The sequence below is a fragment of the Nostoc sp. C110 genome (assembly GCF_043099725.1).
In the GTDB taxonomy this organism is placed as follows: Bacteria; Cyanobacteriota; Cyanobacteriia; order Cyanobacteriales; family Nostocaceae; genus Nostoc; species Nostoc muscorum_A.
The window spans coordinates 3,693,220-3,714,116 of sequence record NZ_CP171148.1 but is presented as its reverse complement, the minus strand read 5'-3'; the positions used below and the strand labels follow the sequence as shown (position 1 = coordinate 3,714,116).

Here is a 20,897-nt window from a genome sequence, read left to right as displayed (position 1 = left end):
ATCACCAATGACCAATGACCAATGACAAATCACCAATTAAACCACAGCAACTGTAGAGGCGAGTTTTTCCTTTTGTGACATAGACAACATCAGGTCAATCACGCGATTCGAGTAGCCCCACTCGTTGTCATACCAAGCAATTACCTTGAAGAAGTTAGAATTCAACTGAATTCCAGCACCTGCGTCGAAGATACTAGAATGGGTATCGCCTTGAAAATCTGTGGAAACTACTTCTTCATCTGTGTATCCCAAAATACCTGCTAAAGAACCTGCGGCAGCCTCTTTCATAGCAGCACAGATTTCTTTGTAACTAGTGGCTTTGGCAGTTTTAAAAGTTAAATCAACTACAGAGACATCAGGAGTGGGAACTCGTAATGCCATACCAGTCAATCTCCCCTTCAATTCTGGTAAAACCAGTGCTACAGCTTTAGCTGCGCCTGTGGAGGAGGGAATAATATTCTGGCTTGCACCTCGACCACCCCGCCAGTCTTTCTTGCTGGGGCCGTCTACAGTTGGCTGAGTGGCAGTCATGGCATGGACTGTGGTCATCAACCCTTCAGTCAACCCAAAGTTATCATTGATCACTTTAGCTATGGGAGCTAGACAGTTTGTAGTGCAGCTAGCATTGGAGACAATGATATCCTTGCTGGGGTCAAATAAGTGATGATTGACACCCATAAGTAGAGTAGTAACTCTATCTGGATCTTTGGTGGGAGCAGAAATTACCACTCGCTTTGCACCTGCTTTTAGGTGGTTTGCGGCTCCTTCGTAGTCAGTGAAGAGTCCGGTGGCTTCTACCACATAATCCGCACCTGATTTTCCCCAAGGTAACTCTGCTGGATTTCTCACCGACACACAAGGAATGAAGTGCCCATCAATGAGAATACCGTCTTCCTTGGCTTCAACCTTGTGCTTTAATTGACCGTGGGTTGAGTCGTACTTTAATAAGTAAGCAAGGTTATCTGGTGGTACTAGGTCGTTAATGCCCACAAATTCAATATTGGGATTATCGATGCCAGCGCGAAGCACGAGTCGCCCGATTCGACCGAAGCCATTGATACCAACTTTCAATTTAGTCAAGATTAAGCCTCCCGTTGTGGAAGTTGAACAAAAGGAGAAAGTTAAAAGTCAAAATAGATTGCCTTTTATTCTTTACTCTTTGATCCTGACAGTATCAGCAAGCTAAGGCATATTTACTTGGCATCTTTTAAGGATTGGGAATGGGGAATGGGGAATGGGTATTGTTACCGGAGATTGGGAAAACCCGCATTTACAAAGTCTGATATCAAATCCGGTAGCATTAGAGTGATATGATAGAAGCATGAGATATATCAAAAAAATAAATTTTAGTATAAGTCCCTTAAAGAAAAGCAATTAAAGTTGCTTTTTCTCAATCTGGCCGTTAGTGATAGCACCTAATTTAGAATGACCACACAAAAAACATCGCAAACAAATCCCCCATACTTAGAAGGTACAGGGGATTTTGGTTTATGCGCGACCATCACGCCAATGCCCTTTAGAGTCGCCTAGCAAGGAATTTAGGGTAGTAGTTGCGAGAAGTTGGGCAGTGGGCAAGGTCGTTGTGACGAATACGAGGATTACCAACCACGATAAAGTAACACAAGTTAAGGAGAATGATCGATACGTCAGGAAATCGAGTTTTGCCCCTAAGAATAAAGTTTCATATCTGGTATCTTATCTTTCGTAAGTATCAGTACTCCATAGAACGCTACCATGATTATAGATAACAACATTTCCATCATTCTGAACTTCAAGATAAGCACCAGGATGACCATCTGTTTGAGAGGCCCAAAGTACGCTTCTATCATATCCATAAATGACTAAATTTCCATCTCCCTGCATTATACAACTCTCTACGGCATGTCCATTAGTATGGGAACTCCAAGGAGCTTTACCTACTTTTGTATAAAGTACGAGGTTCCCATCATCCTGCAATAGCAATTTATAATGCTCATCTTCTGAGTATAAAGGTTTATTTTTTTGCAAACTCTCGTTAGGGTTAAGTCTATTAGTCATCTTTTTTCCTTTAAAAAAGTCGAGTTTTCTTGAATAAAGAGTTGTCAGCGCCACCTGTCTCTTAGAAGCTAGCTTAAACGCAGCAACTTGCTATAAGCTCTAGTGTATTTACTGAAAAAAAGTAAATATACATTTATTCTATGAGCGTACATTTACTTATTCGTAATAAGCTACGTAGCCTCGCTAATAGACTGCTTGGGTGATTGGGGCGGCGATTGAGGATGAGAGAAATTTGGATATTTTTGGGGAAGGCGATCGCACATTAAGAAATTTTAGTGACTGTATTTTTGCTCAATTGGGCTGATGGTTAAGGGGGAGATGTGGGATTTTTAATGGCGATCACGATGGCAAAAATTTTGAACCTAGAGCACCATAAAAGAAGGAAAGAAGTTTACGAATCATTTAGGACTGCTATATATCGCCCAGATTGTTCAAATAATTTGCCCTTGCAACCCACGATTCGTTAGAAGATAAACGGCAAAAGTTCCTAGCCAGTGACTAGCTGCATAATGTTCAATGACAACATCCGTGAATCCATGCTGACGATGGTGAAGAGCAGCAGAACGGAGTGTTTTTATGCGGCGATCGCTATTTGCCAATCCAGATATGATACCCTCAAGCATCCAAGCACGACTGAGATTAAGACCGTAGAAATGGGCTTGCATATAATCTTGAGGATTTTCCACTCTGGCAGGTTCTAACCAATTTACCGAATTATCAATGGGTATTTGTGGCAGAAAATTGGTGAGCCAATCAGTGAAATCTGTTGTTGGCAGAATTCGCCGCATCAGGTCTGCTTCAGCAAGTCCAGGAGAGAGAAAATCGTAGCCAAGTGGCTCAAATTGTAACGAGTAGTTGCGATCGCTAAGATAAAATTGCCGTGCTTTATTCTCCAATAACTGAGTAAAATCAGTATTTTCGGTAATCCTTGCCCAATCTAGCATCAAACCAAGTGCAAAAGCTGTTTGGCTATGCACCCCTGTGCGATTTGGCAGTTTCAGTTCGTTAATCCAGCGCTGTAAGTTATCTGCAATCAACTTTTCTAGCGGTTCCAATACAACCCGCCATTCTTTCGCTTGGGCATGATTCCACTCGTGAAGTTCCGCAGCCAGTTGCAGAAACCAGGCCACACCGTAAGGAAATTCAAAAAAGGGTCGCCGTTGAAAATGGGCAATCTCTCCTTGAATTTTCTCAGGCGTTAGGCTTTGCCCAAGTGCTTGCTTTGACGCTGCATGGAAAGAGGCTTCAGGAAAGTGACGCAGCAGACGTACCAGTAACCAGTGACCATGCACGGCTGAATGCCAATCTAAGCAGCCATAAAAAGCAGGAGTCAATTTACGCGGTGGTTTTATATCCTCGTCGCTCTCAGCCCAACGCAGAATACTGTTAGGATACTCTCGCTCGATACAATCCAGTACTAATTGAGCAAATTTTACTGCGATCGCTTCATGAATCTCCAAATTATCGAGTGGCATGGTCACGTCGCTTCGCTCCGAATTAAAAATTAAAAATTAAATTTATGTGCTTATATCCTTTTCTTTGGCGATTACTTAGTACAGTTTTGCGTAAAAGCGTAGCATTTTTAATGCAGGGGAATGGGAACTGGTTATTTAGGACGGGTTAAAGCCCCAACCATCATTTTTCCACGCTCTTCCCAATCCCCAACCCCTTTTAAGATTGCAAGGTATTGCAAATTAATTCACTAGGAATTAACCATCAGTTGCGCTTCAGGTTTTACCCTAGCTTCTGCTTCCAGAAAGTCAGCCACTTGAGCCTCAATTTCATCCCGAACAATTTGGCGATACTCCAAGAAATGCTCAATTTGGGCACAAACGGCTAAGTAGCTACTCACCCCACCTGGATTATGCTGATACATGCTCCACAGGTTGCGCCAGAATTGCCAGCGCGTCTGACGACGTACACCTTGCCGCCAGCAAATAATTAGAAACGCTCGGAGTACTTTCCAGTTCAATGGTTTCTTGGCAGCTTTGCCCTTTTTCGGGTAGGTTGCTTCGCCCAAAAGCCGGAAGTGTTTGTATGTACGCTCCAAAAACCGCTCTGGCTCATACAAATCACAGAACGCTTGCACATATTCACGAGCGATGTCTTCTAACGGTCGAGTTGGGACAAAGTTCATCAACGTGGTTTGGTTGATGTTGGCTGATTTATTGCGGAGTCGTCCTTCCTTTTCTAATCTATGCCAGAGGGCTGTATCTGGAAGCGCTTGCAGCATACTAAATAAAGCCGTGGGTATTGCTGTTTGCTCAACAAACTTGACAATTCGCGCCCCGGCTCCTACTTTCTCGCCATCAAACCCAATGATAAAACCTGCCATAACTCGCAACCCTGAGCGGGTAATCCTATTCACCGCATCACTGAGCGAGTCCCTGGTATTCTGGTATTTCTGAGTGAAAGTTAGACTTTCTTCGTCGGGGGTTTCAATTCCCAGAAAAACGGCTCCAAAATTACACGCTACCATCAAGTCCATCAGTTCTTGATCTTGGGCTAAATCAACTGAAGCCTCTGTCGCAAAAGAAAAGGGATAGTTATGTTCTACCATCCAGGGCAAAAGAGACTTCAAAAATAATTTGACATTCCGCTTATTGCCGATGAAGTTGTCATCCACCATAAAAATACTGCGCCGCCAACCCAGTTTGTAGAGATAATCAAGTTCTGCTAGTAATTGTTCTGGGTTTTTGGTGCGAGGTTTGCGACCATACAGCACAATAATGTCGCAGAATTCACACTGAAAGGGACATCCACGGGAAAATTGCACCGACATTTCCGCATAAGCTTCAAACTCTAGCAAGTCAAAGCGAGGGGTGGGAGTGTTGGTAACATCTGGTTTTTCACCGCCAGAGCGAAAAATGCCTGTGCGATCGCCCCGTGCGATTGCTGCTACAAATAAGGGTAGGGTAATTTCCCCTTCGTCCAATATCAAGTAATCCACCCCGGCAGATGTCATTTCATCTGGTAACGCTGTCGGGAACGGCCCACCAACAGCTACCCGTTTACCTCTGCGTTTTGCTTCTAATATTTGACAGAGCAAATCCTCTTTTTGCACAATCATCGCCGACATAATAACCAAATCTGCCCAAGCCCACTCTGCTTCCGTACAGGCACGAACATTTCGATCTACTAGCTTATACTCCCATTCTTGAGGTAATATCGCGGCTACAGTTACCAAGCCTAAAGGCGGTAGCATTGCTTTACGGTCTAATAAAGCCAGTGTTTTTTCAAAAGACCAAAAACTTTTTGGAAAAAGGGGGTATAGAAGTAAAACGTTCATATTTGATGCTTATAAACCTTGATCTTAGCTGCTGGTTAAGTTCAAATACAACTTCGCCGCTCTGGTAAAACACTTAGAGAAGCTTTTGTATGCAGTAGCTGTAAATTCTACTATGACTGATTTAGACGAAACAATATTTTTTAAGGGCAATTATTACTACTTTTATACTAGGGAGGACTCCAAGACTGCGGGTTTTGCTGAATTAAGGAATGATTCTTGTAGGGTGGGCATCTGCCTTAACTTCATTTGAACGAGGCAGGGGGAGGGAGGAGGGGCTTTCAAGGGCAGGGAGCAAGGGGGCAGGGACAGCCCGCAAATATGGAAAGCCACTTGGCAAATTGGCAACTCTGAACAAATTAACTGTGTTATTTTTAATAACTATACAAGGTGTATTTGCACTTTCAAGCTATTTTTTAGACGGGCTGCAACCCGTCTTTATTTATCGCCAAATCCTTTTACAGCAGTTTTCATGTATTTGAACTATATCTGTCGTAGGAGCAATTCATGAATTGTCCCTACAACGAAAGTCCTAAATTTAATTATTTGCTCAACAACTTTTAGGGTGTTATATAACATTTTCTAAACAACATCTCAATAAAGAGAAAGACGTTTGAATCTGTTCTTTTCCCCTGCCCCCTACTCCCTGCCCCCTGCCTCCTTCAACTTCTCAGTTGCACAGGCATAGCTAAATAGGTCATTTTCAAACCACCCAATGGTGTAAAAATCACTGGAGTTAGACTTTGATTTAGGTGCATTTGAATTTCGGAAGATGGTAACTCTTTCAAGCCTTCCATCAAATATTTAATGTTAAAAGCAATTTCAATGTTTTCTCCAGATATCTGCGCCGGCATTGACTCTCTACCACTACCAACATCTTGAGCTTCACAAGATAAGGTAATTTCTTGAGCTTCGCTATCAATACTAAGTTTGACAATATTATTTTTTTGATCGGCTAGTACAGCAATCCGTTCCAAAGTGCTGACAAATTGTCGCCGTTCAATTGTCACTTGTCGTTCAAATTGACGCGGAATTAATTGTCGATAAGCAGGATATTGCCCTTCTAATGTGCGACTAGTCAAGCGTTGATTTTGCCATGCAAATACAACTTGACCTTGATCGAAATATAAAGCTACAGGTTCATCTGATGAGGCGCTATGAGCTAGCATCCTTTGGAGTTCGCGTAATGCTCTCGCTGGTACTGTCACCTCTAGTTGACTAGTTCCGCCTAAAGGACGCTCGTTGCTAGTTTCTACCACTGCTAGGCGATGTCCATCGGTAGCTGCAAATTCTAGGGTATCTTGTTTAACTGTTAAATGTACACCCGTGAGTACTTGTTTAGTTTCATCACCACTGGTAGCAAATAATGAACCCCGTAATCCCTCAACTAATGCGGCGGTGGTGAGATAAATTACTTCTGTATTTTCAATTACAGGTAGTTCAGGAAATTCTTCCGGCCCCATTGCTCGGACTTGATAATGTCCACTTTTGGGTGTGAGTGTAACTATTAAACCTTCTCCACCGGATGTTGCACCTGTGAGGGCTGATTCATCGTCTAGAGTGATTTCGCCTTCTGGAAGACGAGAGGTGATATCTACAAGTAACTTAGCAGGAAGTGCGATCGCACCTCCTTGCCATACCTCTGCATTAAAGCTGGTGCGGATTCCCAAGCTGAGATCGAAGGCTGTTAAGCTTACTTGGTTAGTTTCAGCATCCGCTTGTAACAGCACATTGGCAAGTACTGGATGAGTTGGTCGTGAAGGTACTGCACGACTAACGAGTGAGAGATTTGTACTGAGATCGCTTTGGGAGCAAACTAATTTCATAAGTGAGATTCAGCTGGTGAAGGATATGGTAACATCCTTATCGTTTATAGGCGATCGCGGATGAAGTTATTTAAGGGTAAAAAACTTGTTTAAACGGTTTGGTGGCTCTGCTTTATCCGCGATGCAATAATTGCTCTCCGAACATCTCGGTCTGATAAATTACCATCCAAGAGTAAATGCTGGGGCATTCCTCCCATACGCTCTAGAATGCTTTGCTCAGATGGCTGGCTTTTTTCACGATCAGATGTGAAATTTTTCTGATCTTGTCTATCTTTTATGAATAGCAAGAAGTCTAACACTTCTTCCACTAAAGAATCTGAAACCTGCCCAATTTCCTGAATAAGTTGCTCTCTGGCTGTCATAAACTATCTGCCTCAATACCAACAGGACTTCATTTATTAGGTTAGTAGGATTTAAGAAAGATTTTATCGACAAAAGCGATGTCTACGACGGGTTACGCCTACGCTCCTACGCTTCAGACTTGTAAAGACTCAAACGATTGCAGCTGATGTTGCGCGATCTATAAGAAACGCTTAAGCATTTCTTGCAAAGGTATAAGCAGTTGCAGCAAAGCATTCATACTTTGCAACAATTGATCCTCCATATATAAGAAACGCTTAAGCATTTCTTGCAAAGGTATAAGCAGTTGCAGCAAAGTATTCATACTTTGCAACAATTGATCCTCCATGTATAAGAAACGTTGAAATCATTGCAACAATTGTCGCAATAAACTTATAAGTCTATTTGTTACTTAAATAAAAAATAATTTAAGTAAAATCAACTACAAGTCTAGAGGTGCGAACTTTACGATCGCCTACACTTAAGCAACTGATTTTGTTATATTTTCTGATGACAACCAAGGAAAATTTTGTATAAAAAAGTACTATAGTTTACGAGGAGAGATGAATGATGGCACGTCCTAAAAGAAACTCCAGCGTTTTAGAAAAAGCCGATCGCCGCATTGAAAGTTTACAATCTATCAGTGTAGCATTAGACTTTGGCGAAGGACTGACTATACAAGCTTACAATGCAACAATTAACGATCTACGGTCTAAGCTTGCTGCCTACAACACTGCTTTATCTTCCATTGACAAACTCACAGATGATGTGAAGAATGCAGAACAGGCTGTAATTGCAATGTCAGAAAAAATGTTACTAGGAGTTGGCAGCCGTTACGGTAAAACCAGCCAGGAATATGAGATGGCGGGTGGTGTGCGACGAGGTAATACCAAGAAGAAGCGAAGCGTACTAGGCAATTCCCAAGTCACCAATTCTGTTCAGCCTTCTTCTGTAAATGGATCTATGAATGGGACATCGGCTGCGATCGCAAGTTAGCTAAAATCCAATAAGGTTTATATAGCGGTTTTCGTACCCTGCGGGAAGCCGCTACGCATCTAAAGTTTTTCACCCGCCTTGGCGTAGCTTCCATAGTAAAGGCGGGTTTTGTCCGTGTAGCCGCGACTTCCAGCCACCCAGTGTAGTACGCAAACATACTATAATTTGTAAAAAGCGTAATTTCTCCCACTCTTAAAAACGCAAGAGGTATCGTTGGTGTCGCTCAAAGTATTCCTTTCCTACTCTCACGCCGACGAATCTCTAAAGAATGAACTCGTTAACCACCTCACTATGTTGAAACGCCAAGGTGTAATTTCAACCTGGGACGATCGCGAGATACCACCTGGAGGAGAATGGGATCGGCAGATTAATGAGAATTTGAATACAGCCGATATCATTTTATTGCTGGTAAGTTCAGACTTTATCCGTTCTGAATACTGCTGGAGTGTTGAAGTTACTAAAGCAGTAGAACGCCACGAAGCTAGAGAAGCTTGCGTCATTCCAATTATTTTGCGAAGCGTTGCTTGGCAATCACCACCATTAGCTAGACTACAAGCTCTGCCCAAAAATGCCCAACCTGTTACATCTTCATCTTGGCATAATCGAGATGATGCATTCACAAATGTAGCTGAGGGAATTAAGGTTGCTGCTGAACAACTAAGTAAGGCAAAGGCCATAGCTCAATATCGTCAGAAGGTTGAAAAATTTGCGTCTGATGGCGATGGTGATATTTCTTCTGGGGAGTTGAAAATATTAAAAAGATTAGAAATAAACTTAGGATTAATAGATTCAGAAGCCAGTGCAGTTCAAAAAGAAGTATTAAAGCCTTACAAGATACGTAAGGAACATATAGATGACTACAGAGAATTATTCATAGATTTTGTAGCTCAACAAAGATATCCCTTGGATGAAAGGGCTAAAAATGAATTAAATAAATTACAACGAGAGTATGAGCTTAAGGATGAAGATGTAGTAGAAGCAAAGCTTTTTACAGAGAATTTGGGCGATGGCGTAGTTCTAGAAATAGTTCCAATTCGTGGCGGTAAATTCTTGATGGGTTCCCCAGAGAATGAGCCAGAACGAATCGATTGGGAAAGTCCACAGCACCTTGTTACTATTCAACCCTTTTTCATGGGTAAATATCCAGTTACACAAAGCCAATGGGCTGTTGTAGCTGGGCTGAAAAAGGTAAATGTTGATTTAAATCCTGAACCATCTTACTTCAAAAGTGCTAATCGACCTGTTGAACAAGTATCTTGGGATGATGCAATTGAGTTTTGTGCCAGATTATCTAATAAGACTGGGAAAACCTATCGCTTGCCTAGTGAGGCAGAGTGGGAATATGCCTGTCGTGCGGGAACAACTACCCCATTTTATTTTGGTGAGACGATTACGACTGATTTGGCGAATTATAACAGTAACTATACTTATGGTGCTGGGTCAAAGGGTGAATATCGTGAACAAACAACAGATGTCGGAAAATTTTCACCAAATTCCTTTGGTTTATTTGATATGCATGGTAATATATGGGAATGGTGTCAGGATAGCTGGCACGAAAATTATAATAAAGCACCAGCAGACGGTAGACCTTGGATAAGCGGTAATGATCAACGGCTGCTGCGTGGTGGTTCGTGGTTCGGCTCTTCCAGGCATTGCCGCTCGGCGTATCGCATCTATCGCGCGCGTGATAGTCGTAACTACCACATGGGTTTTCGGGTTGTGTTGGTTCGTGGCAGGACTTAGTAGCCCTTTACACTCTTGTCCTTTTGCCCTCTTCGCTTTTTTCTTTTCCCTTCTTCTATTATTTGTCTCGCGCTTTGCGCGATAAAATTTTTTAGCTAAATTTCGTTCCTCAACCCAACACCAATAATCCCTGTTAAGCAAGTTTACCTTGTGGAAAACTTGTGGAAAAACTATAGTACTTTTCCACAAAGTAATTATACTTAATTAAGTTTTATCAGCAAAATATCAAGTTTTCCACAGATTTTTCCACAAAAAGTAAGATTTTTTCCATAAACTAAGTTAAATTTAATCAATTTTTATACGTTACTTAATATTTTCAATTAATTATTCAACCATTAAGACTAGCGATCGCACTGTTAGTTGTGGAAAACTTAAAATATATCTTCAGGATAAAATAAAGACTAGTAAAGCTAAACTTCGGTAAAGGTTACAAAAAAATCAAATCAGATTCAATGACTGCTACTCATCATTTCTGGCTACCTGCACCGACAGATTTAACTTTGTTACCAGATGAGATTCATGTCTGGCGTATAGAACTTGACCAACCAGAACTACAACTGCAAAATTTAGCAGCAACTCTTTCCAGTGACGAAACGGCTCGTGCTGAACGGTTCTATTTTCAGGAACATCGACAGCGTTTCATTGCTGGTCGTGGTATTCTGCGAACTATATTAGGTCGCTATTTGGGTATCCAACCCTTACAAGTGCAGTTTAATTATCAACAGCGTGGCAAACCAGTATTAGCAGATGCATTTGCCGATAGTGGACTGGCGTTTAACTTGTCTCATTCCCAAGGGTTGGGTTTGTGTGCGGTGAATTGTACTCGCCCAATTGGTGTAGACCTAGAATATATTCGCCCGATGTCTGATATTGAAGCTCTTGCCAAACGGTTCTTTTTACCGAGAGAATATGAGATGTTGCGATCGCTATCTCCCAATCAACAGCAAGAAGTATTTTTCCGTTACTGGACTTGTAAGGAAGCTTATTTAAAAGCAACTGGAGACGGACTATCCCAGTTAGAGCAAATTGAAGTGTCGCTAACTCCCACAGAACCAGCCAAGTTACAGATATCTGAAGACTGGAGTCTTTTTGAACTACTACCTGCTAACAATTATGTTGCTGCTGTTGCGGTAGAGAATTTTGGCTGGAACTTGAAATACTGGCAATATTAATCCTAGTCATTAGTCATTAATTATTCTTTCTTCCCCTGCTCACTTATCCTCCTGCATATTTCTCACAATTTTTGTTACCAAATTTCTAGGTACAAATCTGACGCTTTTTGCAAGTATTGCATTGAGTAAACCAGGAATGACAATGGTTTGACCCTTCATTAAGGCACGAAAACCAACTTCAGCTACTGTTCGTGCATCCATCATCCTCTTACCCTTGAGCAGCTTAGAGTCAGCCATTCCGGTTCTTTCATGAAAGGCAGATGCGGTTGAGCCTGGGCAAAGAACTGTCACAGTGACACCAGTACCTTCTAACTCATTAGCGATCGCTTCTGAAAAAGATAAGATATAAGCTTTAGTAGCAAAATAAACTGCCATCAAAGGCCCTGGTTGAAAAGCAGCAGCTGAGGAGACGTTTAATATCTTACCTTCACCTTGCTTGACCATGTGCTTCACGAATAGCTTGGTTAAATGGGTGAGACACACCAAATTTACCTGTAGCATTTCCAATTCAGTAGCTAGGTCTGTTTCGTGAAATAATCCATAGATACCAAATCCGGCATTATTTACCAGCACATCAACATTCATATCGGCTTTTTGCAACTCCGTGAAAATTTCTTCAGGAGCAGTTGATATAGATAAATCCTTAACAATAGTTTTGGCAAAGATTCCAAATTTTCCTTGGAATTTAGCTGCAATTTCTACTAGCTTTGGCCCGTTTCTGTCTACTAAGACTAGATTGTAATTATGAGCAGCAAAAATACAGGCTAATTCGTAGCCAATTCCACCGGCTGCCCCAGTAATAAGAGCAGTTTTTTTGCTCTGACCTTGATGTGTTTTGTTCATGTAAGAATATTGGTGAATTCAACTTGATGAAGCTGCCTTGCATTTACAGTGGTTCTCGTTCTACAATTAAGTACGCGTAATATCTCAAACTACAAGAAACATCTTGAGTTATTACCCTTTCAAATGCTTGTTTGGTGCATTGGATAGATGTAGCAGTCCAAACGCAAATTTAGGACTTATGCATCGAAGAAGTTAGGCCTTAAAGGAGTTCGGTTATTTCAGACTGCTAGCATTTGGCTTTTGATCACTCATAAAAGCCAGCGGGTAAAATCAACCTTTTATGCCCGACATTAACCATTCTATCCTCAATTGCTTCTGTCAAGGGTTGAATACTAAAAATTTACATGATTGAGCATAAAAAAACAGGGCAATTAGATTGCCGCTGTTAGTGTATTAGTTGTTGCTGGCATCTGAAATATTGGCTGTTAAGTAGTACTGAGTTTTAAAAAGCTTGGACTAAATAAACTTATTTTTTAGGTTCGTAACGCACCGAAAGTATCCAGGATGGTGCGTTACGTTCCTAACATATCCTACGCAATTTGTGAATTCCTAAGCTAGATTCAAGAAGCCGCTTTGAATCAAGTAGGCGGTATAGGTCATAAACAATTGAGAGTCAATTGGAGGACAAGCAATAGAACTCCCTGCCAATGCGTGAAGAGTATCTTGGCAGCTAATGTGGGGTCTTCTAGCTTGTAAGTACAAATCAGGAATAGTCAGTTGTTCATCAGACCAACGTTCCAGCAAAAATGGTCGCAGAGTGTATAAAGGATTGTCAGCAGAAGTCACATTATTGATTAACTCTGATTGCCATTTTTCGTAAGGAATCATCTCAACTGAATAACCAAAAGAGCGTATCCACTCAACTAGCATTTTTAAAGCGGCGGGTTGGGGATGTTGTAAATTGAAAGCTTTACCTATGGATTCTTTTTGGCGTGATAGATAAACAATCGCTTTACTTACATAGTCCACAGGTGACATATCCAACATATAATCTACATCAGGGAAATATCCCATTTGTAGACAGCCCTTGGTCATCAAATTGATAAAGTCATGTGTGTTACAAATGCCTGTCTTACTATCACCTGAAATCAGTGGTGGTCTGTGGATAGTTACAGGAAGCCCACGGTCACGGGCAATTTTTACTAACTTTTCAGCTACCCATTTTGTTTGTGAGTAACCAAGATAAATACCTTCCCAATGATTAAATTCATCCTGTTCTTTGACAACCTTGCCAGCATAAGCAGTGGATTCAAAAACAGCAACACTAGAAACGTAATGTACAGGCTTGACTTTAATTTGACAAGCCAATCTCAAAACTTCTTGAGTGCCTAAAACATTGGCTGCTTTCAGTGCTGAGTATGGGAAAACATAATTCAACAAAGCAGCACTATGATAAATGATATCAATATTTGCAGCTAAGACTTGAAACTGTTCGGAACCAATACCTAACAATGGTTGAGATAAATCGCCGACAATCGGAATAATTCTGAAGGCAAATTCTTCCTGCCAAATAGCATACTGTTCCAGATTCTTTTGGAGTTTGCTTTTGCCTTCTTCAGCATTAGCAGCACGCACTAAGCAATAGATATCCGCATTAGTTTCTTGTAGCAATTCCCGGATGATAAAAGCTCCTAAAAAGCCAGTTCCACCAGTTAAAAAGATGTTCTTGGGTTCACCTATAGCTACATTAGATGCAGCACCAGGATGGATGGTGGGGTCAAGAACAGCCTCAGCACCTAAATCTAGAATAGAGGGTGCAGCATTGGCATTAGAGGCTACTACCTTGGTATCTTGAATCGGTGAACCATCTTGCACTTCTTCAGCTAAACGCTGTGAAAGAGCTTCAATATTTGGGTAATGCCACAGTAGCAACGGAGATGGTTGAAATCCGAGCAACTTTTCTAAGTTACTTACTAGAATCATTGCTTGGGCTGAATCCAAACCATAGTTTTCTAAATGTTCTGTGACATCTATTTCATCAGTTGCTACTCCTAACAACTTAGCTAAGTTAGATACCAAAAATACTTGAATATCGTCTGCTGTGAAAGACTGTTTTATAGTCATTTTTAAATCTCCAACAATGATGTAGAACGAACAGGGTGATATTGACTGTAATAATTGGAAGTTTGCAGCCCTTGAATTTTCAAATTTTGGACACGATACAAAAAGGCTGCACCAGTCATAATTTGATTAGCAACATCAACTACCTGACGATTATTTGGTTCAGAAAGGTAAGAACCGCGTACCCAGTCATTGAAACCGCCCATTGCCGGGCCACACCAAATTTGATAATCGACTTCTCTACCTTTTTCACCAGAACTCGACCAGCGAGAAGATAATCCTAAATACCAACGGAAAATCAACGCCATTTTCAGTTTAGGATTATTGACTGCTTTCCCAAGTTTCTCAGGATTCTTTTGGGACAAATAAGCCGCAGTTCCTTCCCATACTTCGGCAATAGTTTTGCGAAAAACTTGTTTTTCTAATTTCTGTCTTTCTGCTAAAGGAATCTCTTCGATGGAATCATAAGCGCGATAGAGTTCAAATAATTTCTGCGCTCGCATGGGGAACATTGTACCCCGTTTGAGAACTTGCAATTTGACTCCCATTTCAAACATATCGGCTGCTGGTGCCATTATCATATCAGCCATTTCTGCTTGGGCTAGTAACTTTTTGGTATGTTCACAAGCCCCAGATTCAACGCATGATTGATTAATAGAACCGGTCATTATATAAGCAGCACCCATCATGAAAGCTGCTAATGCTGATTGTGGTGTTCCAATTCCCCCTGCTACGCCAATTCTAATTGGTGTTTGGTAATGACATTGTGCTTGAATTTCATCCCGCAAGGCAATAATAGAAGGCAGCAAACAAACCAGGGGACGGTTATCTGTATGACCTCCAGAATCAGCTTCGACGGTAATATCATCAGCCATCGGAACTTTAGTTGCAAGAGTTGCTTGTAACTCAGTAATTAATCCTTGTTGCAGAAGTTCTTTGAGTATTCTCGCTGGTGCTGGTTGCAGAAATTTAGTAGCAACTTCTCGGCGAGAAATTTTGGCAATGATTTTATTTTTGATTTCAATTTGATTGGCGCTATTCAATCCCAATCCAGCAACACGGTAATAAACAATGTTGGGAGTCAAGTCGAGAAATGCAGAGGCTTCTACTGTTCTCACTTGATATTTTAGATATAAATCTACAGCGCGGCGTTCAATCGCAGGTTCGTTGGGGCTGTGGATTAGATTAAATGCGTAGGGCCCTTGAGGTAAAGCTTGTTGAATGCGATTTATGGCTGCTTCCAAACGTTCTGGAGTTAAACCACCTGCACCAAAGGAACTCAAAATTTGCTCTTTTCCGAGTGCAATGACCATTTCTTCGGAAGCAATTCCGCCAGCCATTGCGCCGGTAACGTAGGCATATTTCACTCCATGAGAGGAGAGAAAATTCGGATCTCCAAATTGTTGAATGCGAATTGGTGCTGCGAATGTTAGCAGTTCTACTTGTGCTGTTGTGCCATTATCACCAGGGGATAAATAACCCTCATTAGTGACACCGATTTTTCCGGCAACTTTCACGATGTAGCAGGGTTTATTTAACACCATCAATTTATCTTTGATGGTTTGTTTCTCGAAAGATACAGTTTCTAAAGAACCTTTCCAAACCTGGTTTTTGTTATAAGACCAAGCGGAGAAGTTAAGACCATTATCGTGTTTACTTAGTACCGTATCTACGGTTGTCACGGTAGTTATCCCTCGGATTACAATTATTAAAAAAGGGGAATGGGGAGTGGGGAATAGGGAATCGGGAAGAAATATTTTCCTTTTATCAGTTCACCTTTCCCCTTACCCTAGGTTATTGACGGTTGAAGTATGTAGACTTATGTCAGGATTCGTCGTTAAGCAAGTTTTGGGCGCAAGCTAGTTGCAATTGAATGATTTCGCTCATTTGCTGACTGTAATCTTGTCTAGCTTGTAAGAAGGCTGTGTGTGCTTTAGTTATCTTTGAATTATTAGCATTGAGCTTTTGATACTGGGTCTTATTTAAATCGAACATGCTGATGATGCTACTAATTTTTTGAGTGATGACAGGTTGTGAATGAAGAAGATTTTGCTGCCCAATTCCGCTTGACTCAGAAGATTGTAATTGTTCTCTCGTTTCAAAAACGTTATCAATGATATTTTTCGGTTTTACTTCTTCTGGCTGAAGCAAGATGTTAGAGGAGTAAGTTTCTTCTTGGGTTATTTGGTTAGAAGTCTTAAGAAAATCTGTGATTTCAGATTGCTGGAGATCAGGTATATTTAGAGGCTGTATTTTGAAGCGATTGCATTTAATATCCTCAACCAAATCTTTAACAATCTGGCGATTTTCTTCGCTCAAAATTGTAGCAGCAATTGCTTTTCCACCCAAGGTAACTGTTCTCAATGTTGCTTTATTTGAATTAGCAGTTCCTTGAGCTTTGTTGTAAAGTGGTGATAAATCCACGTTTACTTGATGACTGAGTAATTTTGCTAATGCTTTGACCATTGCAGCATGGTCATCCATCCCTCTACGATTTAGAGAGACTGTGATATGTTCTTGGTTGCCGAGAATTTTATCAATCCATCGTGAACAGACATTACCTGCGCCTGCTTCTAGAAATATTTTGACTCCATCACCGTAAACACGATTAACTAATTGCGGAAAATCAAGTTCTTGGCACAATCCTTTGGCGATATTGTGAGCAATTACATCACTATCAAGTACAATTGGTTGATAATCGGCGGCTGAGTAAAAAACGATACCTGGAAGATTTTGTGATGGTAAGCTGTTTACCTTCTTGATTTCCTCGTACTGCGATCGCATCGCTTCACAATGTATCACATGGTCGAAGGGCGCGGGGAAGGCGTTACAGCTTAGAGTTTCAATCACTCGCTTACAGGCGGCATCATCACCAGCGATTAATACTTCTTCTGGTGTGTTGATTTGAGTTAAGTAGACGTGATTTTCATGTTTCAGGCATTCTCTAACTTGAGATGGAGTAGCCATGAGAACATAGGTATTCCAAAAATTGTTATTTGGTGAATCGGTTAATCCCCAATATTCACGCACAGCATTTTTAGGCCCAGATAACTTATCACCAAATAGAGGTGATGAGTTTAAGGTGTTACTTCCACCCTCAAAATCACTCCAAACCCCTTGGGCAACCATCATGCTAGTTTCACCCAAGCTATACCCAAACACAGATTGCGGCTTGACTTTAAAATCATCTCGGAAAATTGCCGTCATGTATCTAGCAAAGGCAATTTCACTTTCAAACATTGCTAGGGAATCATCTAACAATTGCTTTTCGAGAGTTTCTAGTTGTCTAGTTGTCAATTTAGGTAAGCTTCTGGGATAAACCAGCTTTTCAACATCGGCAGCCCGGTTGTAGAGATTGTTACTTTTTAAATCCTCGAAGACTTTTGGAAATAAGCGAAAAACAGTCCGACCAATGCCGATATAAGAATTGACTGCTGCGGGGTAAACATAAGCAACTGCTCCAGTTTTACCCAATGGTTTCGCTGTGAAATAACTTCCTAGTGGCGTTTGCCAATCTGTGCCGTTTTCAAAGGCATTGTTTACACCTTTGCGGGCAGATTCAATTTCTTTGAGTAAATCTTTTGTGTTACGTCCTGTGATTGATAAGACGTATTTTGGATTAGAATGCTGTTCAAACTTAGCAAATGTTTCGCTGGCGGTAGCTGATAAAGAAGAACTCGCTTCTATGGATTTTTGGAGATGGTTTAGGATATCGGGTATAGTAGAGCGATCGCTAACTGCGATAGGAAACAGATGAAAAGGCATTTGTTGCAAATATCTGTTGTCGCGCTCCTCTTGGCTGGGTTCCTCCGATAAGATTAAATGGGCGTAACTGCCATCTATACCCATGCTATTAATTGCTGCTATTCTGCGTGTGCCGCCTTTATCGACAAACCAAGGTCTTGATTCCATTGCCACATAGAAAGGACTACCTTCCCATACTTGCGGTGTTTTGACACCAGACCATTTGGGGGTGGCGGGAATATACCTGTAATAAAGACAGAGAGCGGTTTTGATTAAGCTAGCAATTCCCGATGCTGTATAGGTGTGACCGATATTGGATTTAACGCTACCTAACGCACAATGCAAACCATTGCCCACTTTCGGATAAGCTTGCAGTAAACCTGTGATTTCCGCTTCATCCTCCTGGGGAACGCCGCTACCGAAGACTTCCACATAGTTAACTTCTGTGGGTTGAATCTCCGCCATCTCGAAAGCTTGTTTGCAGACATTGCTGATAGCTGAAGCATCAGGTTTTACCAAGGTGTCACTCAAAGTAGAATTACCTTGTGCGAAACTCATGGCATCAATTACTGCATAGATGCGTTCATTGTCTTCCTTAGCAGCTTCGTAACGCTTGAGAACAACAGCACCCGCACCTTCGCCAACTGTCCAGCCATTAGCTTGTTGGTCGTAACCCAATGTATTTACACCCGTATTAATTGGCGCAAATTGGCTGCGGAACAAGACATTTTCCACACCGCCGGCTAAATCTACCGCACCCACAACGACTGCATCAACTTCTCCAGTAGCGAGTAGCATTTGGGCAACTTCCAACGCTTTGAGGGCAGAATTTTCGCCAGCGCTGACGGTGAATGCAGGGCCAGTGAAATTCCACAAAGCAGAAATCCGACTTGCCATGATGTTGGCGATGTGACTCACATATTCACCGATTTCTACTGGTTGGTGAATACTATCTTTGACAATGGTTTCCAGTTGGGAAAGCTGTTCAGCAGGTAGAGAAATTCCTTGGTTGAGTAAACCATCCTTAACTTGCCAAGATAGATTCCATCTTTGCTGTAGCTGATGCACAGAGAATTCTGTCTCGGCGGCGACAATCACAGCCACATTGCCACCCTCCTGTAGTTTCGCATCTTTGACGGCGCGATCGCTAACTTTCAAAAGCAACAATTGTTGTGGGTTTAATTTCTCGATTTCATTCGGTGGGATTTTGCACGATAAAGTATCGATTTCAAAATCCTTGATATATGCCCCTAATGGTGCTTTCCCGTCTGTTAAACCGTACTCTTTCAGGACATTCTCTTGATTTTCTATCCCATGCCATCTTTGAGGCGGTAAGGAAGTAAAATGCTGTGTTCCATCATAAATACTGCGTTCAAAAGCATCTAAACCATTGCAGTTACCAAAAAAAGCATCCATGCCAACAATGGCAATTTTGGTAGGTGGAACAGGTGGAATTGATTCAACTGATTCTGTTGTAGTTCCTTGTTCTAAAATCAGATGAGAATTAGTGCCGCCAAAACCAAAAGCACTGATAGCTGCCCGTTTAATTGGTGCGTTATTATTAGGCCATGCCGTAGCTGTTCTAACAATTTTATCGGCGGAAATTGTACCATTTTCTGAAGTTAAAGGTTCCGAAACATTCATGGTTGCTGGAATTACACCATGCGACATACTCAAAATCACTTTAGTCAAGCCAACCATGCCAGCAGCAGTTAGCAAGTGACCAGTATTTGCCTTAGCAGAACCCACTAGAGGCGCAGCTTGATGTTGTCCAAAAAATGTTTCGATGGAGTTGAATTCGGTTGTATCTCCTAGTAATGTGCCGGTAGCGTGACACTCTAGATAATCGATGCTTTTTGGACTAAAATTTGCCTCATTGTAGGCTCGTTCAAAAGCTAAGGTTTGTCCTTTAGGATTAGGGCTGAGTAAGTGCTTACCTTTACCATCATTCGATAGTCCATTACCGCAGATGGTAGCAAGAATATTATCGCCATCTCTAACGGCATCAGAATATCTCTTCAGCATCACCATTCCAACACCATCGGCGGGAATTAGCCCTCTGGAGGATTTATCTAAGGGGCGGCTGATGCCGTTTTCTGCATACCCTTGAACACCGGAAAATAACATCCGCACGAATAGGGAATCTGCACAACTGATGGCTCCAGCTAACATGACATCAGCTTTGTGTGACCATAAGTAATGAGATGCTAGTTTAATCGCATAAAATGATGACGAGCAAGCAGCATCCAGACATAAATTAATCTGGGATAGAGATAGAGCTTGAGCTACAATAGATGCTGGTAAACCAGATATCATCGCATTGTATAAAGATGCTTTGGTAGCACTTGGGACAGCTAAATTAAAGTCTTCATCCTGCAAAAGTTCTCTGACAGCAGGATTAATAGCTTGCTGGTAAATTGGAGAGAATAATTGATTAGATAATTTTGTTGGGAATGACAAATTACCTAAAATTACGCCACATTTTGCGAGGACAGTTTGATTACCCCAATAACCACTTTGTTCAATTGCTTGTTTAGCGGTATACAATGACCATTTGAAGGTGTTATCTAAACCGTCAACAAATTCTGATGGTAGATTGTATTCAGATGGATTAAACTGGAAATTGCGGATGTAACCGCCTTTGAGGGAATAAGTTTTGTCTGGTGTACCTTTAACTGGATTGTGAAATATTGTCGGAGCTACTCCGATTTCTTCGACGGTTGCAGAGGATGTCGAATCTTTTTGATTAACGATGTTGTGCCAGTATTCTTCAGGATTCTTTGCATCGGGGAATAGGCATGATAATGCGATGATGGCTATTTTTTCCACGATTTATATGCTCCGAGTTTG

13 protein-coding genes are annotated in these 20,897 nt (G+C 41.4%); 3 read left to right on the top strand and 10 right to left on the bottom strand.

Translation table 11 applies throughout. From position 1 onward, the window contains the following. Positions 1–36 precede the first annotated feature (36 nt). The 6 genes from gap to ACFFRD_RS21330 form a co-directional block, all read right to left on the bottom strand. Positions 37–1,080, bottom strand: coding sequence for a type I glyceraldehyde-3-phosphate dehydrogenase (gap, locus tag ACFFRD_RS21355; protein WP_392477259.1), 1,044 nt, complete (start codon positions 1,078–1,080; stop codon positions 37–39). Positions 1,081–1,695: 615 nt separating this feature from the next. Beyond that, the gene (locus tag ACFFRD_RS21350) at positions 1,696–2,091 is read right to left on the bottom strand and encodes a hypothetical protein (protein ID WP_392477258.1); all 396 of its coding nucleotides are present in this window, start codon (positions 2,089–2,091) and stop codon (positions 1,696–1,698) included. Positions 2,092–2,468: 377 nt separating this feature from the next. Continuing rightward, positions 2,469–3,512 carry a DUF2891 domain-containing protein gene (locus ACFFRD_RS21345; RefSeq protein WP_392483130.1) on the bottom strand — a complete coding sequence of 348 codons (1,044 nt, stop codon included), beginning with the start codon at positions 3,510–3,512 and terminating at the stop codon, positions 2,469–2,471. A gap of 227 nt (positions 3,513–3,739) precedes the next feature. After that, complete coding sequence (locus tag ACFFRD_RS21340; RefSeq protein ID WP_340091470.1) at positions 3,740–5,326, bottom strand: B12-binding domain-containing radical SAM protein; 1,587 nt, start codon at positions 5,324–5,326, stop codon at positions 3,740–3,742. 659 nt (positions 5,327–5,985) lie between these two features. Further along, positions 5,986–7,149, bottom strand: a complete 1,164-nt coding sequence (dnaN, locus tag ACFFRD_RS21335; protein ID WP_114080277.1) for a DNA polymerase III subunit beta — start codon at positions 7,147–7,149, stop codon at positions 5,986–5,988. 89 nt (positions 7,150–7,238) lie between these two features. After that, positions 7,239–7,511, bottom strand: a complete 273-nt coding sequence (locus ACFFRD_RS21330) for a hypothetical protein (protein WP_392477255.1) — start codon at positions 7,509–7,511, stop codon at positions 7,239–7,241. Positions 7,512–8,055: 544 nt separating this feature from the next. On the opposite strand from ACFFRD_RS21330, the gene ACFFRD_RS21325 reads away from it, so the two are divergent. The 3 genes from ACFFRD_RS21325 to hetI all read left to right on the top strand — a co-directional run bounded on the left by ACFFRD_RS21325 (position 8,056) and on the right by hetI (position 11,399). Next, a complete protein-coding gene (locus ACFFRD_RS21325; RefSeq protein WP_392477254.1) occupies positions 8,056–8,484 on the top strand; it encodes a hypothetical protein in 429 nt (142 codons plus the stop codon). 216 nt (positions 8,485–8,700) lie between these two features. Beyond that, positions 8,701–10,227, top strand: a complete 1,527-nt coding sequence (locus ACFFRD_RS21320) for an SUMF1/EgtB/PvdO family nonheme iron enzyme (protein ID WP_392477252.1) — start codon at positions 8,701–8,703, stop codon at positions 10,225–10,227. Between the two features lie 452 nt (positions 10,228–10,679). Next, positions 10,680–11,399, top strand: a complete 720-nt coding sequence (gene hetI / locus ACFFRD_RS21315) for a 4'-phosphopantetheinyl transferase HetI (protein WP_392477249.1) — start codon at positions 10,680–10,682, stop codon at positions 11,397–11,399. Positions 11,400–11,438: 39 nt separating this feature from the next. Here hetI and ACFFRD_RS21310 read toward each other — a convergent pair whose 3' ends face one another. The 4 genes from ACFFRD_RS21310 to ACFFRD_RS21295 form a co-directional block, all read right to left on the bottom strand. After that, the gene (locus ACFFRD_RS21310; RefSeq protein ID WP_392477247.1) at positions 11,439–12,242 is read right to left on the bottom strand and encodes an SDR family NAD(P)-dependent oxidoreductase; all 804 of its coding nucleotides are present in this window, start codon (positions 12,240–12,242) and stop codon (positions 11,439–11,441) included. Positions 12,243–12,791: 549 nt separating this feature from the next. After that, complete coding sequence (locus ACFFRD_RS21305; RefSeq protein ID WP_392477246.1) at positions 12,792–14,306, bottom strand: thioester reductase domain-containing protein; 1,515 nt, start codon at positions 14,304–14,306, stop codon at positions 12,792–12,794. A 2-nt stretch (positions 14,307–14,308) separates the two neighbouring features. After that, positions 14,309–15,985, bottom strand: a complete 1,677-nt coding sequence (locus ACFFRD_RS21300; RefSeq protein ID WP_392477244.1) for a PfaD family polyunsaturated fatty acid/polyketide biosynthesis protein — start codon at positions 15,983–15,985, stop codon at positions 14,309–14,311. A gap of 142 nt (positions 15,986–16,127) precedes the next feature. Next, positions 16,128–20,876, bottom strand: coding sequence for a PfaB family protein (locus tag ACFFRD_RS21295; RefSeq protein WP_392477242.1), 4,749 nt, complete (start codon positions 20,874–20,876; stop codon positions 16,128–16,130). Positions 20,877–20,897: the final 21 nt, after the last annotated feature.